We start from the raw sequence: 14,327 nt of genomic DNA on the forward strand, positions 1-14,327 counted from the left end.
TTAATGGTCAGACCATTCGATATTTCGGCATATTCTGTCAATCGGCGATTATGGTTCACATGTGACCAGGACGACAAAAAAAGGGCCGCCCAAACGGACGGCCCTCACATCGTCTCAAACTACTTGGCGAACCGATCGTTCACTCCGCCGCGACGAGAATACTTTCCTCCGCCTCGAACATACCGCTCAGCAGACGCCGCGTCTGATTGACCGCGCCGTCGCTGGCAATCCCGACGAATTTTCGATCCGGACTTTCGTTGATGCGCGCCTGCTGCTGTTCGAGCGTGACTTCATCTTCCGTGATCGTATCAAAGAACTGCGCGAAAAGGACTTCCGGGACACCGCTCTCTTTCGATGCCGTCGTACAGATCGTCCACAGATAATGACTTGTCGTCTCGGTCTCGGGTGTAACGAAATGATTGTTCGCGAGCATGAAACCGCTGTCGCGCTTGCCCTCATACGCGCCGGTCCCGACGTCACAACCGCCGGCGTTCACGCGCAGCGTCATCCCCCGGCCCGGCTCGAACCGCACCTCCTGCCAACGATCGACACGGCCCTTGAAGCCGCCAGCGTCGATATAAGAGCGCGGTGGCACCGAATTGGGCATGTGACGGATGAGAGTAACCTTGCGCCCGTCGAAATCCACATTCGTATCCGCGCCATAATGCTGCTCGGGATTACCGCCGATCGTGCGCGCGTGAATGTACGGCACGTGCGTCAGATCCATGATATTGTCGACGATCAGTTGCCAATCCGCCTTTACGTGGAAATTGAAAGGCTTCCAGGTCCAGCGAGGATCGTCATGCTCAGGGGTATCGATAATGTCGTCCGGATCGGCCGCGGCGGCGTCGCCCATCCAGATCCAGATAAGTTGGTCTTTCTCTACCACGGGGTATGAGCGAACGTTCGCGGCGGCCGGAATGCGTGCCTGATTGGGAATGCGCGTACAGGCACCACTCTTGTCAAACTCCACGCCATGATAACAGCAGCGGATGACGTTGCCATCGACGTGGCCGGCGCTCAGGGGCATCGCGCGATGGCTGCACCGATCTTCGAGCGCCGCAATCTCGCCCCCCTCGGTGCGAAACACCACGACGGATTCCCCGAGATACTTACGTCCGATCTGCTTACCGGGTGCGATCTCGCTGGCGAAAGCAGCCATATACCAGGCGTTACGAATGAACATTGCGGGCTCTCCAAAACCTCACCAGGCTGCCGACGGCGCACCCGTTTTCTTCTCGCCAGGAAGATAAAGGTGCGACGATAAGCGACCAAATAACTTTCCGGATCCTGCATTCAAGAATCGGGATCGATGCCACGATGTCGGAGGCGCTCCGGCTTAGCGCAGGTAAAGCCCGCCATTCATGTCCAGCGTTGCGCCCATGAAAAATCCGCCCCGGTCAGAGGCGAGCAGCGCCGTGGCGGCCGCGATCTCGCCGACTTCCATGAAACGCCCGATCGGGACCTCATCCTCGACAGCAGCGATCATGTCCGGTGACATGCGTTGCTTAGCGGAGTCGATTGGACCGGGAGAGATGGCATTGACCGTCACGCCGGTTCCGGCGAGATGCCGCGCGAAATATTTGGAAAGCATGATCGCGCCTGCTTTCGATGCTGCATAATGGGCAGAAGCAACCGTTCCGCCATTCTGGCCCGCCAACGACGTGATGTTGACAATCCGGCCATAGCCGTTGGCGACGAGGTGATCCTGGAATACCTGGATGCTGAGGAAAACGCTGCGCATGTTGATGCGCGAAATCTCGTCAAACTCCTCCGGCGTTATGTCGGGCGTCGGCGTGCGCTTGCCCTGACCGGCATTGTTGATCACGATATCAAGTTTGCCCCAGCGATCGACGATCGCCGCCAGCGCGGCCTCAAAGTCTGCTTTCTCGCGCACGTCGAGCTTCAAGGCAAATGCGGTTGCGCCGGAAACGTCCAGTGAGGCGGCGACCGCCTCGGCCGCAGCCGGATTGATGTCGCTCACTGCAACTTTACCCCCGCCCGCGTGAATTTCGCGGACGATTGCCTCCCCTACCCCCGAGCCACCGCCCGTCACGATGGCGATCCGTCCTGCGAAGGAGAAGCTGCCGTTAGCGGGAAGGACGAGATCGGACATCGGGGCGCTCCAAACAGAAAAGGCGGGAGGCGCCTTTGAACGCCTCCCGCCAAAGGGGATGTTGTCAGTTCTTAAAGGTCAATGTCGCGCCAAAAGTCCGCGGCGTGTTGGTGAAGATCTTCCAATATGTCGTGCCGGCGCCGGGCCGTATCAGGAAAGCGGTGATGTCGTCGGCATGAAGGATCTGATAATTGTTGGTGAGATTCTTCACCCAGGCGCCGACCGTCCAGCGCTTGTTGGGATCCTCATAGGTCAGACGCGCATTGAGCGTACGGCCACGCGTCTTGTCGTACAGGTTCGGATAGAGCCGCAGCGTGTTGGCATCGTCCGTCGAGATCCGATCCGAATAGCTGAAATCGGCTTGCGGCGTGATCGTCCCGCCATTTCCGATGTGCGCATCATAGCTCGCGCCAACGGCAAACGCGTTCCGCGGCGCGTATTTCGCCGGGTTTCCGGAATAATCGGCGACGACCAGCGGGTCCTTGAGCGACGTATATTTCCCCTTGAGGTAGGTATAGTTGAAGGTAAGCCGGACATCGGGAGCGGGCCTGACGACCGATTCCAACTCCGCGCCGCGCATGACCAGCGTCCCGTTATAGGTATGCGCGATCCCGCCGGCGCCGGAGAAATTCTGCAGGTTCTTCGTCTTCTGGCGGAAAACCGAAAGGTTCACATCGACCTTGTTGTCGAAGAAGCGGCTCTTGATGCCACCCTCGATATTCTCGGCCTTTTCGGGGTCCAAGGGAATAGTGGGATTGCGATAGGCATTGTCGACGAAGCCGCCGCTCTTGAATCCCTTCGCATAGGTCACGTAGAAATTGACCGCATCGATCGGCTTCCACTTGGCGCTGAAGCGCGGCGTGAAAGCGTTCCACGTCTTGCCGCCCGAGGCGAATACCTCACCCGGAAAACCGAAGCCCGGGATCGTGCCGGGGTCGGTCAGAGAGAAAGCGTGATAGTCGATCTTCTTGCGGTCGCTCGTATATCGGCCGCCGGCAATGAGCGAAAAGCGGTCCGTCACGGCGAATGTCGCCTCTCCGAACACGGCGACGCTGCGGACATTGCCGTTCTGCACGCGATCGATGTTGGTGATGCTGGGGTTCGGGCGAACGGCAGCCGCTGTCGAGCTTCCCGGCAGCGGGCTGTAGAAGAATTGGTTGTTCGTGTAGACGTTGGCCGACAGATAATAAGCGCCGACGACGTAAGAGAGGCGGTTCGGCGCGGAGGCGAAGCGCACTTCCTGGGTGAAGCTGCGATTGCGCACATTCTGCGCGCGACCGAAAACAGGGGTCACGGTGCCGACGGGAACGTCGTCGTTCAACGCATAGCTGTTGTTCATCCGATATCCGCTGATCGCGGTCAGCACGCCGCCCAGAAGATCGAGATCGCCGCGCAAATAGCCCCCTCGCAGCCGCTGATGGTAAGGCGAGCGCGCATAATCATTGTTCACCCACTCGGCGTTGGTGAAATTACCAAACGTCGCCGGAACGACCTGATTGCCGCCAATCCCTAGCGAGATCGCGCCGCCATTACCGCTCGTATAGCTATAGTCACCGGCGAGGACGATCTTCAGCGTGTCCGTTGGCGTGAACAGCAATTTGCCGCGGGCGGCATAGCTGTCCATGTCGCCATAACGACCGGACTGATTGGGCGCCTTGATGAGACCGTCAGAACGCTCGGTGCTGAACGCGATGCGCCCCGCAATCTTGTCGTCTTCCAGCACCGTGTTGAACGCACCCTCGGTACGCAAATAGCCGCGATTGCCGCCGGTCAGTTGGCCATAATAGTTGGTGTCGAACTCAGGATTGTTCGTGATGACGGCAATCGCGCCGCCCACGACATTGCGACCGAACAGCGTACCCTGTGGGCCACGCAGCAGTTCCACGCGGCTGACGTCGTAGAAATTCGAGTTCAGATCGTTGTTGAAGACATAATAGACATCATCAACGAAGAACGCGACAGGCGTGTCCAGAGTTGCTGTTCGAAAGGTCGACACGTTGCCGCGGATGGCGACAATGGAAAGCGACTTGTCAGCCGTGTTGATCGTGATTCCAGGCGTCGTGCCGACGAGAGCGGCCGGGCTGTTAATCTGCTGGGTGCGAAGCTGTTCACCGGAGAAAGCCGCGATCGAGAACGGCACCTCGCGTACCGTCGACGCACGCCGCTGGGCGGTCACGATGATGTCTCCAGTGACTGCGCCTGCCGCCGTGGCAGGCCCGGCTTCCGCTGGCGCCTGCGTGCTTGCGTCAGCTGGCGTCGGCGTAGCGGTCTGGGCATGGCTCGGGGCCGCGAGCACCATTGCAAGCGCGGCCGAAGACAAAGCGATATTGGTCTGCACCTTTGCATCTCCCCGGTAAAATGTCGCGGTCTCTCGGGGCCGCTTCTGGGGGGTGAAGACAACAAGCCGGGCCGCCGCGCAAGGGTGTTATTAGAACAATCCCGGTTTTCTAATGGGATAGATCGCTTTCCGATCGGTACTCGCCGTCAATCTCTCTAGCGGCCGATGGCAGGTCCGCTTATCAAAACTGCATCGGGCACGAGGCTGGAGAGGCTCGACGGACCAAATCCAGCCGGCACCCAACCGATCGAGATCATTGGAAAGAGCCGAGATGCAGTCGAACGATAGCGCCGACCTCACCCGCGTTGGCCCGGGCACGGTCATGGGCACCTTCATGCGCCAATATTGGATGCCCGCCCTCCTGTCGTCGGAAGTGGTGGCAGACGGCGATCCGGTACGCCTGATGATCATGTGCGAAAAACTAATCGCCTTCCGCGACACCAGCGGCAGGGTCGGGATCATGGATCATCGCTGCCCACATCGCTGCGCATCCTTGTTCATCGGGCGCAACGAGCAGAGCGGGATCCGATGCGTCTATCATGGCTGGAAGTTCGACGTGGATGGCAAGTGCGTCGATATGCCGAGCGTGCCGGCGCGGATGGACTTCAAGGAAAAGGTCCACGCCAAGGCTTATAAGACGCATGAGGCCAACGGCCTGATCTGGGTCTATATGGGCGAGAACCAGGCCAGCCCCCCGCCGCTGCCTGAGATCGAGGCGACGATGGAGCCCGACGCAGAGATCTGGTGCCTGCAACGCGACTGCAATTGGCTCCAGGCTCTGGAAGGCGATATCGACACGAGCCATGTCGGCTTCCTGCATGTCGGTGGCATCGAGGCCGATGATCTCGAGCCGGACCATCCGATGCGCCCGACGGTGCTGGATCGTGCACCCGAATATGAGGTTGCCCAGTCAGATTGGGGCGTGATGTACGGCGGCTACCGCCCGAACGATGACGGCCAGATGTCGTGGCGCATCGCCCATTTCATGTTCCCGCACTGGACCCAGACGCCGAATAACCGCTTCGTGAGCCGGGCCATCGCGCGCGCCTGGGTGCCGATCGACGATGAGCATTCGATGCTGTTCGACATCACCTGCGGCGTGGACGCGGGGAATCCGGCTTATAATTCGACGCTCAAGGACGGCACGCCGCTCTACGACAAGATCAGCTACGCACCGAACACCACCGACTGGTATGGTCGGTGGCGCTCGACAGACGACATCCGCAACGATTGGGCGATCGATCGCGACTCCCAGCGCAATGGCCATCAGTTCACCGGCATCCCCAACATCACGATGCAGGATCAGGCGGTAACGGAGAGCATGGGACCGATCACGGACCATAGCTTCGAAAATCTGGCGCCGACCGATCAGATGATCGCGCGCGTCCGCCGGCGCCTGCTGCTCGCGGCGCGAGCCTTGTCCAACAAGGGGACGGTGGGCCCCGGAGTCGAGGATCCGAGCATTTTCTACAAAGCGCGGGCCGGCTCCTTTCTCCACGATCCCGCGGACGGTCTGATGGGGGCCTACGAAGCCGCGCTCGCCAAGGCGGTGCGCTGGCCGATCAGAGAAACTGAAGCAGCCGAGTGACGAGTAACGCGGACCGGTCGATCCATGCCCGGCCCGAACAAGGACATAACAGGTGACGAAACGAGTAGAGGTGGAGCCGACGCGCCGATCCAGGGCGCGCACGGACTTCGACCATCGCGCGCAACGCACCGCGAGGAGAGGCTGATGCGCGTACGACTTCGGAACATCCGCTGGGAAGCGGAGGGGATCAATAGCTACGTCCTCGAGCCCATGGCAGGCGAACGTCTCCCGGCCTTTACCGCCGGTGCCCATATCGATCTTCAGCTCGCGAAAGGTCTGGCGCGCAGTTATTCGCTGGTCAACGATCCGGCGATCCGCGGCTATTACGAGATTGCCGTCCACCACGCGATCGACGGACGCGGCGGCTCCCGCCATATCCACGAAAACTGGCGTGTCGGCGAAATCCTCGAAATCTCGGACCCGAAGAACAATTTCCCGCTGGAGGAATCGGCCGAGCATACCGTGCTGATCGCCGGGGGAATCGGGGTGACGCCGATGTTGCCGATGATCGCGCGCCTCGAGCAACTCGGCCGGACGTGGGAACTGCATTATGTCGCAGCCACGCCCGATCGGGCGGCCTATGTCGATCGTATCGAGGAATATCCCCAAGTCGAGATCGCCTATGATGGCATCCCCGGCGGCCAGCGGCTCGATCTGAAGAAGATCTGTGACCGGGCGCCAGCGAACGCGCATCTCTACTGCTGCGGCCCAACGGGCATGCTGGATGCCTTCGTCGCGATCAACGCAAGCCGGCCCAAAGGCCATGCCCATATCGAGTACTTCTCCGCGGAGACCGAATTGGCCATCGACGGTGGGTACAGCCTGGAACTCGCCAAGAGCGGCAAGACGATCGTCGTGGAGGAAGGCGAGACGATGCTGGACGCTTTGCTGACGGCAGGCGTCGATATCGGTTTCGCCTGCGCCGAGGGCGTGTGCGGCACGTGCCAGGTCAAGGTGCTGGACGGCGTGCCGGACCATCGCGACCATTTTCTGACCGAAGACGAAAAGGCCGCGAATACATCGATCATGGTGTGCTGCTCGGGATCCAAGAGCCCCGTGCTCGTGCTGGACGTCTGATGCCGGTAGCCGGACTATAATCCCGGAAAACGAATGCGAGCGCTAGAATTCTTATGCCCAACCTTGGGCAGAAAAGTCCGATGGTCAGGCCAATAGGTCTTATGAAAATGATATGCTGGCCATCAAGGCGAGCCTGAGAGGAACAGAGTGACATTCGCAGGCGAACCTGACGAGACGAGCACCGGCCGAATGCTGGACACGTTACCGATGTCGCTCTTCCAGATCGTCGCGGTGCTGATGATCGCACTGAGCGTGATACTGGACGGACTCGATAACCAGATGCTCGGCCTTGCTGCCCCTTCCCTCATCAGGGAATGGGGTTTTGCCAAGGAGGTGCTGGGCGTCATCTTTGCCCTCGGCTTTGTCGGCATGGGGGTCGGCACACTCGCCTCGGGCTGGCTCGGTGATCGGTACGGCCGCCGCGTGGCGCTGCTGTTCGGCGTCATCACCTTCGGCATCGCGACGATCCTCACGGGGCTGGCGACCTCCGTCGCACAGATTGCGATCCTGAAGACTCTTGCCGGCGTGGGCCTGGGCGGGATCCCGGGGACGGCTGCTGCGATGATCGCCGAATTTACGCCTTCGCGCTGGCGCAGCCTGGCTGTCACCTTCGGTGCGGTCTGCGTCTCGATCGGCGGCGTGCTCGGTGGAATTGCGGCCGCGTTCATCTTGCCACCGTTCGGTTGGCGGGCGCTCTTCTATCTGGGCGGCGCGATCACGTTGGTGTTCGCGCTCCTCTTCTGGTTCTTCCTGCCGGAATCGCCACGGTATCTTGCGGTCACATCCGGCCGCACGGCCGAACTGGCCGAAATGCTGCGCCGAATGGGGCATGAGGACCCGGACCTGGCGCTCACGGAGCGCTGCGAGCAACCAAGCCCCGATCGCGCGCCTTCCAGCCTGCTTTTCAAGGGTTCGTTGCTGCGTGACAGTCTTGCGCTCTCGGCCGCGATGCTCGCGGGCATGTTCATGATCTATCTGATGTTCAACTGGGCGCCGACGCTGCTTTCGGGCCTGGGCTTCGGTCTGCCCACGGCAAGCCTGGGTCTGACGAGCTTCAATCTGGGCGGCACGATCGGCGCCCTGATCGCCGCGACCATCATCCTTCGAATGGGGTCGCGTGGCCCCCTGATTTTCATGGCGCTGGTCGGCACCGGGATCTGCGTTTTCCTGGCCGCTCTGCCCATCGTCGGCGGCCAGAATGAAACGCCGTTGCTGGCGGCCCTATGTGGGCTCGGCCTGTTTGCCAGCGCAGCGCAATCTGCGATGTTCTCGGTCGGTGCGCATGCCTTTCCGACCGCGGTGCGCGCACGGGGATTGGGGCTGATGGGTGCCGCTGGCCGGGTTGGCGCGATCCTGAGCGCGTTGCTCGGCGCGGCTTTGCTGGGCGGCGGCAATGCCAGCTTCTTCGGAATCCTCGCGATCCTCATGTTCGTCAACGCGATGGCATTCGTAGCGGTACGGAACCACGTCCCGTCGCGATTGCCTCCCGCTTTGCTCCGGGAGATACCTGCGTGATCGAAAGCTTCGATTATATCGTGATCGGCTCCGGATCGGCCGGGGCCGTCATGGCCAATCGTCTGTCCGCCGATCCCGCCGTGCGTGTGGCGCTGATCGAGGCGGGCCCGTCCGACCGCAAGTGGCCGGCCAACATCAAGACGGCGCTGCCGGTCGGCAACATCTTCCTGCTGCCCCATGCCAAATACAACTGGCAGCATGCGCTCAGCGGCAATGCCGAAGTCGGCAATCGCACGATCAACTTCCCGCGCGGAAAGGTCTTCGGCGGGTGCAGCGCGATCAATGGCGGCGTCTATATTCGCGGCCAGCGCGCCGACTATGACGCATGGGAGCAGGCCGGCAACGAAGGCTGGTCCTATGATGATGTCCTACCCGCCTTCAAGGCGCTCGAAAACTATGCCGGCGGCCCGACGCCCTTTCATGGCACCGGCGGCGAACTCGATGTACAGAAGCCGCGCGAGGTCAATCCGCTGACCCTCGCCTTCGTCGAAGCCGCGGTGGAGGCGGGCCATCACCGCAACGACGATTTCGCCGGCACGCGGCAGGACGGTTTCGGCCGCTACGATCTCAAACAGCGCAACGGCCTGCGCCTCAGCAGTTCGCGCGCCTTCCTCCATCCAGCGCTGAAGCGACCGAACCTCACCGTCTTCGAACTGACCATAGTCCACCGGATCGTCGTCTATCGCGGGCGAGCGGTCGGGATCGAGGTGGAGCATGACGGTCAGCGGCGCACGATCCGGGCAGTCCGGGAAATCATCCTGAGCGGCGGCACGATCAACTCGCCGCAATTGTTGATGCTCTCCGGCATCGGCCCGGAAGATCATCTGCGCGCGCACGGCATCGATGTGGTGCAGCCGCTGCCCGGTGTTGGCGCGAACCTGCAGGATCATCCCACCGTCCACGTCGCGATGGAGAACCCGTCAGCTGAAAGCTACGCCATGTCGCCACGCTCCTGGCCGCGCATGGCGATGAGCCCCTTCCGTTACCTGCTGCGCCGGGACGGCATGCTGGCGTCGAACGTGGCCGAGGCGGGCGGGTTCGTGTCGACCGACGGCACGGGCCGCCCCGACATCCAGATGACGTTCCTCGTCGGCCTGAAATCCAATGCGCGGACGATCCCGAAGGCGCACGGCTATATGGCACTGGTGCAGCTCCTGCGGCCGAAGAGCGCGGGATCGGTGCGGCTGCGGAGCGCCAACCCGCAGGACAAGCCGATCATCGATCCGAACTTCTTTGCCGATCCGTATGACCTAAGCACCCTCATGGCGGGCTTCCGCGAGGCGCGGAGGATCGTCTCGCAGCCGGCGCTCGCACGCTTTTCGGGCGCGGAGATCGAGCCGGGCGCCGAGCTTCAGAGCGATGCGCAGGTCGGTGCCGCGCTGCGCCGTTACGTCAACACGGCCTATCACCCGACCGGAACCTGCAAGATGGGTCCGGACAGCGATCCGATGGCGGTCGTCGATCATCGTCTGCGCGTGCGCGGCATTGCGGGGCTGCGCGTCGTCGACGCTTCCATCATGCCCGACATCATCAGCGGCAATACCAGCGCGCCGACGATGATGATCGGCGAGCGTGCCGCTGGCTTCGTGCTTGAAGACGCCGTGAAATCGAACATCGCCGCCTGAGCGTGGCGGACAAAGGAGAGATGCGATGGAGATGATCAAGGTCGGCGCACGCCGCCCGGCGATGCTGGATCGCCCCCAGCAGGAGATGTTGATCGACGGCCAGCGCGTGCCTGCGCTTTCCGGCAAGACGTTCGAGACGCGCAACCCTGCGACGGGCGAATTGCTGGCGATCGTGGCCGATGGCGACGCGCAGGACGTGGATCGCGCCGTAAAGTCCGCGCGCGCTGCCTTCGAAGGTCCATGGAGCCGCATGAAGGCGGTCGAGCGCCAGCGCATCATGCTGCGCCTCGCCGACCTCGTCGAAGATCATTACGAAGAATTGGCGATGCTCGACACGCTCGATCTGGGCGCGCCCTATTCGCGTACCATGCTGGGCAAGGCACGCGCCGGCGCATTGCTGCGTTATTATGCGGGTCAAGCCACGCTGATCGCAGGCGAAACGCTGCCGAATGCCGCGATGGGCGACGTGATCAGCCATACACTCAAGGAACCGATCGGCGTGGTCGCCGCGATCAACCCGTGGAACGGGCCGGTCGGCATGTCGGTGTGGAAAGCCGGCCCCGTTCTGGCGAGCGGGTGCACGCTGGTCATGAAGCCGGCCGAGCAGACCCCCCTGTCCGCGCTCCGCTTCGGCGAACTGTGCCTCGAGGCGGGTGTGCCACCCGGCGTGATCAACATCCTGACGGGCCAGGGGGCGGCCGGGGCTGCGCTGTCCGCGCATCCGGATGTCGACAAGATCGCCTTCACGGGCTCGACCGGCGTCGGCGAAAAGATTCTCCACGCAGCCGCTGGCACGATGAAGCGCGTCACCGTCGAGCTCGGCGGCAAGTCACCCAACATCGTCTTTGCCGATGCGGATCTCGACAAGGCGGTTCCGGCCGCCGCGATGGCGGTGTTCGCCAATTCCGGACAGATCTGCAGCGCGGGCACGCGCCTCTTCGTCCAGTCCTCGATCCGCGAAGAATTCATGGAGCGGCTCGCGGCTTTCACCCGGACGATCAAGGTCGGTGACCCGCTCGATCCCGAAACCCAGATCGGCCCGGTCGTCTCCGCGCCGCAGATGGACAAGATCCTCGCTTATATCGAGAGCGCCACGCGTGAAGGTGGCGAGGCCCTGGTCGGCGGTAAGCGCATGAGTGGTGTCGGCTATGATGATGGCTTCTTCATCGAACCGACTATTTTCACTGGCCTCGACGACACGATGACGATCGTACGCGAGGAGATCTTCGGGCCGGTCCTGTCGGCGTTAAGTTTCGATACGATCGAGGAGGCGCTGCAGCGCGCCAACGCCACGGAATTTGGATTGGCCAGCGGCGTATGGACCAGCAATCTCACGACCGCGCATCGCATGGCGCGCGGCATTCGCGCCGGCTCCGTTTGGATCAATTGCTATCAGATGCTCGATCCCGGCGTGCCGTTCGGGGGCTACAAGATGAGCGGCTTCGGCCGGGAATCCGGCCCGCATCACATCGAGGATTATCTCGAAACCAAGTCGGTCTGGATCAAGTTGGATTGAACTCAGGGTTCGGCCGTCTGTTCGCTTTGATCTTCGATCCAATCGGACACCGGCCGGTCCTTGCTCGTCCGGGCTATCTCGCCGAGCAGTTCGAGAAAGCGACGCTGCATCGCCGTCGGCCGCCAGCTGCGCCGCGTCGTGATGCCAATCATGCGGGAACTGTCGTCCAGCGGCGGTCCGACGCGCGCCAGCAAACCGAGACGGATCTGGAGCGCGACCTGATCGGGCGACAGCAGGGTGAGGAAATGCCCCTCCGTGAGCAGCCGGCCGATGATCATGACGGAGCCACACTCGATGGGTGTCTTGGGCAGGTCACGCCCCTCGAACATCCGTTCCCAGATCAGGCGCAGCGGTGTGTTGGCCGGAGGCACGATCCAGGGATAGGAAGCGAGCGTATCGAGGTCGGGCATGAGCGGCCCCGCCAGAGGATGCCGACTGCCACACGCAATGACGAGCCGGTCTTCGTAAAGCGGGATCTGGTGAAGATCGGTGATGTCGAAGGCGCGCAGCGCACCGACGATCAGATCGACCCGCCCGTCGCGCAACGGCTCGACCAGTTCACGCCAGCTTCCTTCGATCACCTCGAAACGCGCAAGCGGCTGTTCCTGCGCGAGACGTCCCATGGCCGTCGGCGCCAGGAACGGCCGTGAGAGCGGCAAAGCACCGAAGGCGATGAGTTCACCTTCCGTCTCGACGCCCAATTCCGTCATCGCGGCCGTCAGCTCGCCCAAAGCTAACCGGATACCGCGCGCGAGCTTGCGGCCCGCAGCGTTAAGCCAGACGCCGCGCCCGCGCCGCTCGACCAGCTTCCCGCCGATCACCTGCTCCAGATCACCCACGGCGCGGTGTACGGCCGTGTGCGAAAAGGGCGTGTTGGCGGCCGCGACCACGAAGCTGCCTGCATCCGCCAGCGCGAGAAAGGCCCGCAGCTGCGTCATCGTCATGAGCCGCTCCGGGTGCGAAAAGACGCGGGTCAGGCCCCTCGCCCCCATCGCGATATGATCGATCGCCGCGCGCACCCGCTCGATCACGATCGTACCGACCGGGGTGATCACCATGCCCTCAGACCGGCGTTCGAAAAGGACGTAGCCGATCTGCTTTTCCAGCTTGGCCAGCCCCTGCGTGAGCGCTGGCTGCGAGAGACTGACCGCGTCCGCAGCGGCGGTGATGCTGCCTGTCTCTTGTATCGCGAGCAGGGCCCGCAAGTGTCGCAGATTGAGATCGAACGGATCCGCAGCCATCCGATCAGCCTCGGATCACGCGCGGGGTCGGGTATGCGATCGCCATTCCCTTTCCTGCCATCATAAGCGTGCATTTTCAAATAGACGACGTGATAACGTCAATGGTAGGACCATTCCGAAAGATCGACCCATCTTGGGGTTGATACCGGGAAGGAGCGCCGATCATGGACTTTGAACTGCCAGCAGAAGTCGCGGAATTTCGTGAGGTCACCCGTCAGATCGTTACGGATCTCCTTCCGTATGAGCGCGAGTTCGTGGAAGAAGGCACTATCAATCCGATCATCCGCAAAACGCTGATCGACAACGGCTATTTCGCGCTGGCCTTTCCCGAGGAATATGGCGGCCTTGGCCTGGGTGCGCTGGCGCAGGCTGTCGTGCAGATCGAGCTCGCCCGCCTTCCCCCGCAATTCTGGACCGAGCTTCGCCCGCTGATGGGCCCGGGCGCGAAGAACATCCTGAACCATGGCAATGCCGAGCAGAAAGCGCGCCTCGTACCCGGTATGGCGGACGGCACGATCCCGATCGCCTTCGCGCTGACCGAAGCGCATTGCGGATCGGATCTCGCCTCGATGCGGACCACTGCGGTCCGCAATGCCGACGGCTGGGTCATCAACGGCAGCAAGACGTATATTTCCAACGGCAAGAACGCCAAGGAAGTGATCGTCTATGCCTATACCGACAAGTCGGCCGGCCGGAACGGCATGTCCGCTTTCCTGATGAGCGCCAGCACACCCGGATTCTCGGTGGACGGCACGATCCCTTTGATGGGAACCGCCACGCCGGGCGTGTACGAATTGTCGTTCACCGATTGTCAGGTGCCGGCCGAAGCGATGCTCGGCGAGGAAGGTCGGGCGTTCCACTATGCGTTGGAAGGCCTGAACGAGGGCCGCCTCAACGTCGGTGCGACCGCGGTCGGCATGGGCGAATATGCGTTGGAACTGGCGATCGACCAGGCCAAGACACGGCCGGCTTTCGGCGGCGTCATCGCCGACTTCCAGGCGATCCGCCATTATATGGCGCAGATGGCGACCGACATGCGCGCCGCGCGTATGCTGCTGCTGGATGCCTGCTGGCGCTACGACAATGGTGATCGTCGCCGGGAGCTCGCCTCGATGGCCAAATTGTTCGCGACCGAGGCCGGCAGCCGCACGGTCGACAGCGCGGTGCAGATCTTCGGCGGCGCCGGCTATTGCAAGGGCTATGCGGTCGAGCGGCTTTATCGCGATATCCGCATCACGCGGATTTATGAGGGCTCTTCGGAGATCCAGAAGAATACGATCGCGCGCGAATTGCTGCGCTGATCCCGGCGAG

Annotated in this window: 10 protein-coding genes; 6 read left to right on the forward strand and 4 right to left on the reverse strand. The window is 62.2% G+C overall.

Annotated elements, in window-relative coordinates:
- Positions 1–139: 139 nt before the first annotated feature.
- The 3 genes from HL653_RS21245 to HL653_RS21255 all read right to left on the reverse strand — a co-directional run bounded on the left by HL653_RS21245 (position 140) and on the right by HL653_RS21255 (position 4,454).
- Entirely contained in the window at positions 140–1,186 is a 1,047-nt protein-coding gene (locus tag HL653_RS21245; protein WP_171746265.1) for an aromatic ring-hydroxylating dioxygenase subunit alpha, read from the reverse strand.
- Between the two features lie 153 nt (positions 1,187–1,339).
- Positions 1,340–2,116 (reverse strand): SDR family NAD(P)-dependent oxidoreductase, encoded by a 777-nt coding sequence (locus HL653_RS21250; protein ID WP_171746266.1) that lies wholly within the window; start codon positions 2,114–2,116, stop codon positions 1,340–1,342.
- Between the two features lie 64 nt (positions 2,117–2,180).
- Positions 2,181–4,454 (reverse strand): TonB-dependent receptor, encoded by a 2,274-nt coding sequence (locus tag HL653_RS21255; RefSeq protein WP_253717228.1) that lies wholly within the window; start codon positions 4,452–4,454, stop codon positions 2,181–2,183.
- Between the two features lie 271 nt (positions 4,455–4,725).
- Between HL653_RS21255 and HL653_RS21260 the strand changes: the two genes are divergently transcribed.
- The 5 genes from HL653_RS21260 (at position 4,726) to HL653_RS21280 (ending at position 11,775) form a co-directional block, all read left to right on the forward strand.
- Complete coding sequence (locus HL653_RS21260; RefSeq protein WP_216599911.1) at positions 4,726–6,042, forward strand: Rieske 2Fe-2S domain-containing protein; 1,317 nt, start codon at positions 4,726–4,728, stop codon at positions 6,040–6,042.
- A 24-nt stretch (positions 6,043–6,066) separates the two neighbouring features.
- Positions 6,067–7,119, forward strand: a complete 1,053-nt coding sequence (locus HL653_RS21265) for a PDR/VanB family oxidoreductase (protein WP_253717230.1) — start codon at positions 6,067–6,069, stop codon at positions 7,117–7,119.
- Positions 7,120–7,326: 207 nt separating this feature from the next.
- Positions 7,327–8,634 (forward strand): MFS transporter, encoded by a 1,308-nt coding sequence (locus tag HL653_RS21270; RefSeq protein WP_253717232.1) that lies wholly within the window; start codon positions 7,327–7,329, stop codon positions 8,632–8,634.
- Positions 8,631–10,259, forward strand: a complete 1,629-nt coding sequence (locus HL653_RS21275; protein ID WP_171746267.1) for a GMC family oxidoreductase — start codon at positions 8,631–8,633, stop codon at positions 10,257–10,259. Before HL653_RS21270 ends, HL653_RS21275 begins: the two co-directional genes overlap by 4 nt.
- 25 nt (positions 10,260–10,284) lie before the next feature.
- Positions 10,285–11,775: an aldehyde dehydrogenase gene (locus HL653_RS21280; RefSeq protein WP_171746268.1), complete on the forward strand. Its 1,491-nt coding sequence runs from the start codon at positions 10,285–10,287 to the stop codon at positions 11,773–11,775.
- Between the two features lie 2 nt (positions 11,776–11,777).
- On the opposite strand, the gene HL653_RS21285 is transcribed toward HL653_RS21280, so the two are convergent.
- Positions 11,778–13,016 (reverse strand): LysR family transcriptional regulator, encoded by a 1,239-nt coding sequence (locus HL653_RS21285; protein ID WP_171746269.1) that lies wholly within the window; start codon positions 13,014–13,016, stop codon positions 11,778–11,780.
- Between the two features lie 164 nt (positions 13,017–13,180).
- On the opposite strand from HL653_RS21285, the gene HL653_RS21290 reads away from it, so the two are divergent.
- Positions 13,181–14,317: an acyl-CoA dehydrogenase family protein gene (locus HL653_RS21290; protein ID WP_171746270.1), complete on the forward strand. Its 1,137-nt coding sequence runs from the start codon at positions 13,181–13,183 to the stop codon at positions 14,315–14,317.
- The last annotated feature ends 10 nt before the right edge of the window (positions 14,318–14,327 follow it).

It is taken from the genome of Sphingomonas sp. AP4-R1 (assembly GCF_013113735.1).
Classification (GTDB): domain Bacteria; phylum Pseudomonadota; class Alphaproteobacteria; order Sphingomonadales; family Sphingomonadaceae; genus Sphingomonas_I.